Here is a 4,296-nt window from a genome sequence, read left to right on the forward strand (position 1 = left end):
CCTGGTCGCTCGTGACGAACACACGGTCATTGCCCACGGCATGCGGGTCGATATGTTCGAAGCTGCGGGAGACCTTCATCACACCATCGATATGCGCTCCACCCTTATGTGCAAAGGCGGCATCGCCTACATACGGAGCATGAGAATCGCTCGGAAGGTTCACAATCTGGTCTACGCTCGAACTCAGCTGGCGAAGTCTTGTAATCTTTTTCGCGGCAAAGAACTTCGCGTCCATCTTGAAATGGAGGTCAGCAGCAATTGTCGTGAGGTTTGCGTTTCCGCAACGCTCTCCGTAACCGTTCACCACGCCCTGCACCATCGTAGCACCGCTCTTCACGGCAAACAGGCTGTTGCACACGCCCAGGCCCGCGTCGTTATGCACGTGGATGCCGATAGGCGTCGAAACCACCTTCTTCACGTCCTTCATAATCTTCTCGAGTTCCCACGGCATCGTGCCACCGTTCGTATCGCAAAGCACTATAAAGTCCGCGCGGCCGCGCTCCGCAGCCTTCAGCGTCTCGAGAGCGTATTCCGGGTTCGCCTTGTAGCCGTCAAAGAAATGTTCCGCATCGTAAATCACCTCTTCGGAATGGTCCTTGAGGTAGTCGACGGAAGATTCGATCATGTCGAGGTTTTCCTCGAGCGTCGTGCGGATAACGTCGGTGACATGCAAATCCCAGCTCTTGCCGAAAATCGTCTTGACCGGGGCGCCCGACTTCACGAGCGCCTGCAGCAGCGGGTCCTTCTCGGGCAGCACTTTCGGGCGGCGCGTAGAACCGAAAGCCGCAATTTTCGCGTGCTTCAGCTTAACTTCCTTGATCTTCTGGAAAAACTCCTCGTCAGTCGGATTGCTCGGATTCGGCCATCCACCTTCAATGTAGTCGAAGCCAAAGTGATCTAAAAGGCGTGCAATCTGCAACTTGTCAGCTAAGGACAGACTGATTCGGCGATCCTGGTTTCCATCGCGTAGGGTTGTATCATATAGAAAAACTTTCATAGGTACAAAGATAGAAAATTACTTTAACGGATTCAGATCACTCTTGAACCAGTTCATGAACTGAGCGATGCCATCGTGCAGGCTCCAATGGGGCTTGTAGTCCGCCTCGGTTTCAAGTTTCGTCGTATCAGCATTGGTCTGGTACACGTCGCCCGGCTGCATCGGCAGGAACACCTTTTCAGCCTTCCTACCGTAGGCACGTTCAATTTCATCAATAAAATCCATCAACTTGACAGGATGGCTACAGCCGATGTTGTAGACCTTGTAGGGCACACCATTAGGACACTGAACCGCATCGGGTTTACGATCCAGCACATGAATCGTTCCTTCGGCAATATCGTCAATATAGGTGAAATCGCGAATCATGTCGCCATTGTTGAACACCTTGATCGGTTTTCCCTGAGCAATTGCCGTCGCAAAAAGCATTGGCGACATGTCCGGTCTCCCCCACGGTCCGTAAACCGTAAAAAAGCGAAGTCCCGTCATGGCGATTCCATAAAGCTTTGCATAGGCATGGGCCATGAGTTCATTACTTTTCTTACTTGCCGCATACAGGCTCACCGGATTATCGACCTTGTCATCTTCGCTATAAGGAACCTTGGCATTCAATCCGTAAACCGAGCTGCTCGAAGCATAGACCAGGTGACCAACTCCAAAATGACGGCAGGCTTCCAAGATATTCAGGAATCCGATCATATTGCTCTGCATGTAAGCGTACGGATTGGTTATCGAGTACCGCACACCCGCCTGCGCGGCAAGATTCAGCACCTTGTCAAATTTTTCAGATTCAAACAAGCGGTCCAGCGATTCCTTATCATCAATCCCCATACGGACAAAGCGGCAATTCGCAAAGCGGCTACTCACAAGCATCTTTTCTAACGGGATATCGCCATCCACCGCCTTGAAACCACTTTCTGCAAGTCGGCCGTACTTCAGCCGGACATCGTAATAGTCGTTGATGTTATCCAGCCCCACGACATCATCGCCGCGAGCAGACAGCATCTCCATAATTTTCGAGCCGATAAAGCCCGCAGCTCCAGTCACAAGAACTTTCATAATTAAAATCTTTTGACGAGTTACTTTTTCTTGCTGTAATAGCCGTACTTGCCGTAATAGCCATAACCACCATAACCATACCCATGGCCATCCGATTCACAGTGGTTCATCACGAAAGCACGAGACTTTCCTTCGCAGCAGCGGTCAAGCTTCATCATGGATTCCTTGATCTGATCCATAGAATGCTTACCGTAATGCAGCACGAACAAGGCAAAATCGACAATCGGATAAATGAGTTCGGAATCCGTCACCAGTTCAAGAGGTGGCGTATCTACAATCACAATATCGAACTTCGTTTTCGCCTCTTCCAGGAGATTCCTGAAATTATCTCCGCGCAAGAGTTCACTCGGAGACACGTCCGTCTTACCGGCTCCGAGCACGAACATGTTCTTGGTAATGGAATCGGCCACAGCGCTATCCAGGGAACAATGTCCCGAAAGGACATCGCCAAGCCCCTGTTTGTGATGGCTGTATACAACACCTCGACGCATGTCCGCGTCAATCAACAGAGTCTTTTTGCCAGACCCCGCAAAAAGAGCGGAAATATTCTTAGAAACAAATGACTTACCTACGCCAGGAACCATGCCGGTTACCATCATGACATGCAAATCAGTCGTTGCAAACTCAATAGCAGTGTAAAGCGAACGAAGCGCTTCGCTCGATGGCGAATCAGGATCATCTTCAACAAGCGGCTTGGTATTCTTGCCCTTGTTACGCTTCGAAAGAATTGCATTTTCTGCCTTCGGAATCTTGGCATAGACACTAATGCCAGTCTCACGTTCAATTTCAAGAGAGCTTCGCACGCCGCGCTTGGTCATCTGCATCAGGTAAATGAGCAAGGCTCCCAGAAGGAATGCTCCACCGACACAAGCGGCAAAGATAAGCTTCTTGTTCGGCTTAGAAGGCTTACGTTCAATCTGAGCGTAATCTACGATACGCACGTTACCCACTTCACCTGCACGCACCACGCGTAGTTGCTGAATATTGTTAAGCATCGCCGTATACTGGGCATTGTTCACAGCGACCTCTTCCTGCAAGCTCATCACGTCCTGCTGCGTTCTCGGCATATTTTCTGCAGACTTTTTCAGTCTAGAAAGTTCCGAACGCAAGCGATTTTGCTGCTGTACAATGGTCTGCACCGAGGGATGTTCTTCCTTGAACAGGCGAGTCGCTTCCTGGCGCTGCTGGTCCAGTTGCAGAATCTGTGTTTCAAGAGACGCGACCTTTTCCAGGTGAGACCTCGTTTCTCCGGTCATATCCACAGAGCCAATTTTCAAGCGATAATCGGCCAATTTCTTTTCAGCAGTGTCCAGCTTGGCCTTGACCCCAGGGAGCTGATCTTCTAGAAATTCCAAAGTCTTTTCGGCCTCGGCACTACGCATTTCCACATTCTGACGCAAGTAGATATTTGCAATCGTGTTCAAGACGGAGGCGGCCTTGTCCGCATAGCGGTCCGTATAGGAAACACCGATGATTCCCGTCTGCTTTCCCTTCTCGGCAACATCGAGCTTTTTGACCAAGCCCCGGACCGCATCCAGCGGTTCGGACTGAACGAGCACGAATGTTTGATTTGGAGTTGCAAGCAGATGCTTGACATGAATTTTCAAGGTATCTCCGCCATAAGGAGCCGAAAGAGGCTCGTCCACCTTTCCCTGCAGAAGCTTAACACCTTCAGGCGTATAAACGGCGATTTCATTTTCTGATACAACCTTGGCCGTCCACTTTTCAGCACGAGCGATTTCGGGTATGTAGAGATCCTCTAGATCCATGCGTCCTTCATGATGGAGCAAGCGGTCTAGCGCCCCCTTCGGATAAGCATTAAAGCAAAGGCGTTCCTGATCAACGACATTTACGGATACATCAGCTGGCAGAAAATGAAAATCAGACAGAGTGAGAATCTGTAGAAAGATAAGGAAAAGGAGCCGGATTCGCAGGAATCCGGCTCTTTTTGTTGTGCAATTATTTGCCGCGCTGGTCGTTCAGCACTTCCTTGGCGTTGAAATAGCTGGAGTAGGTGTCGGCCTTGGTGATCATTTCCTTACCGGTGACCATGATCCGGCTCTGACGGACGTAGTTCACGGTAACCTCTGCATAAGGAACATTGGCTGCGTTGATGAAGTAACGGAAGCCTGCACCGTAGAGCACATTGAACTTGCTGGTGGTGTAGTCGCCGTTGGCGCTGATGTCACTGGTTTTCGCGAAGACCAGCGTATCGCAGGTGCCCAGAATGGGCAGGACCTCAG

The 4,296-nt window shown here is 50.4% G+C and carries 3 protein-coding genes and 1 pseudogene; all 4 read right to left on the reverse strand.

Translation table 11 applies throughout. The features are described 5' to 3' along the window. Positions 1-997 (reverse strand): citramalate synthase (gene cimA, locus Q0628_RS04475; protein WP_298768552.1); only part of this gene is annotated, 997 nt, incomplete at its 3' end. Between the two features lie 18 nt (positions 998-1,015). Beyond that, positions 1,016-2,053: an NAD-dependent epimerase/dehydratase family protein gene (locus tag Q0628_RS04480; protein WP_298768554.1), complete on the reverse strand. Its 1,038-nt coding sequence runs from the start codon at positions 2,051-2,053 to the stop codon at positions 1,016-1,018. 20 nt (positions 2,054-2,073) lie between these two features. Beyond that, positions 2,074-3,822: a polysaccharide biosynthesis tyrosine autokinase gene (locus tag Q0628_RS04485; protein ID WP_298768556.1), complete on the reverse strand. Its 1,749-nt coding sequence runs from the start codon at positions 3,820-3,822 to the stop codon at positions 2,074-2,076. 190 nt (positions 3,823-4,012) lie between these two features. Continuing rightward, positions 4,013-4,296 (reverse strand): annotated as a pseudogene (locus Q0628_RS04490) (hypothetical protein); the annotation flags it as partial.

The organism is uncultured Fibrobacter sp., from assembly GCF_937877005.1.
In the GTDB taxonomy this organism is placed as follows: domain Bacteria; phylum Fibrobacterota; class Fibrobacteria; order Fibrobacterales; family Fibrobacteraceae; genus Fibrobacter.

Bases quoted from the DNA above. Each gene is read 5' to 3' on its own strand.
- Q0628_RS04485 (WP_298768556.1), bottom strand. From the start codon at position 3,822: ATGGATCTAGAGGATCTCTACATACCCGAAATCGCTCGTGCTGAAAAG.
- Q0628_RS04480 (WP_298768554.1), bottom strand. From the start codon at position 2,053: ATGAAAGTTCTTGTGACTGGAGCTGCGGGCTTTATCGGCTCGAAAATT.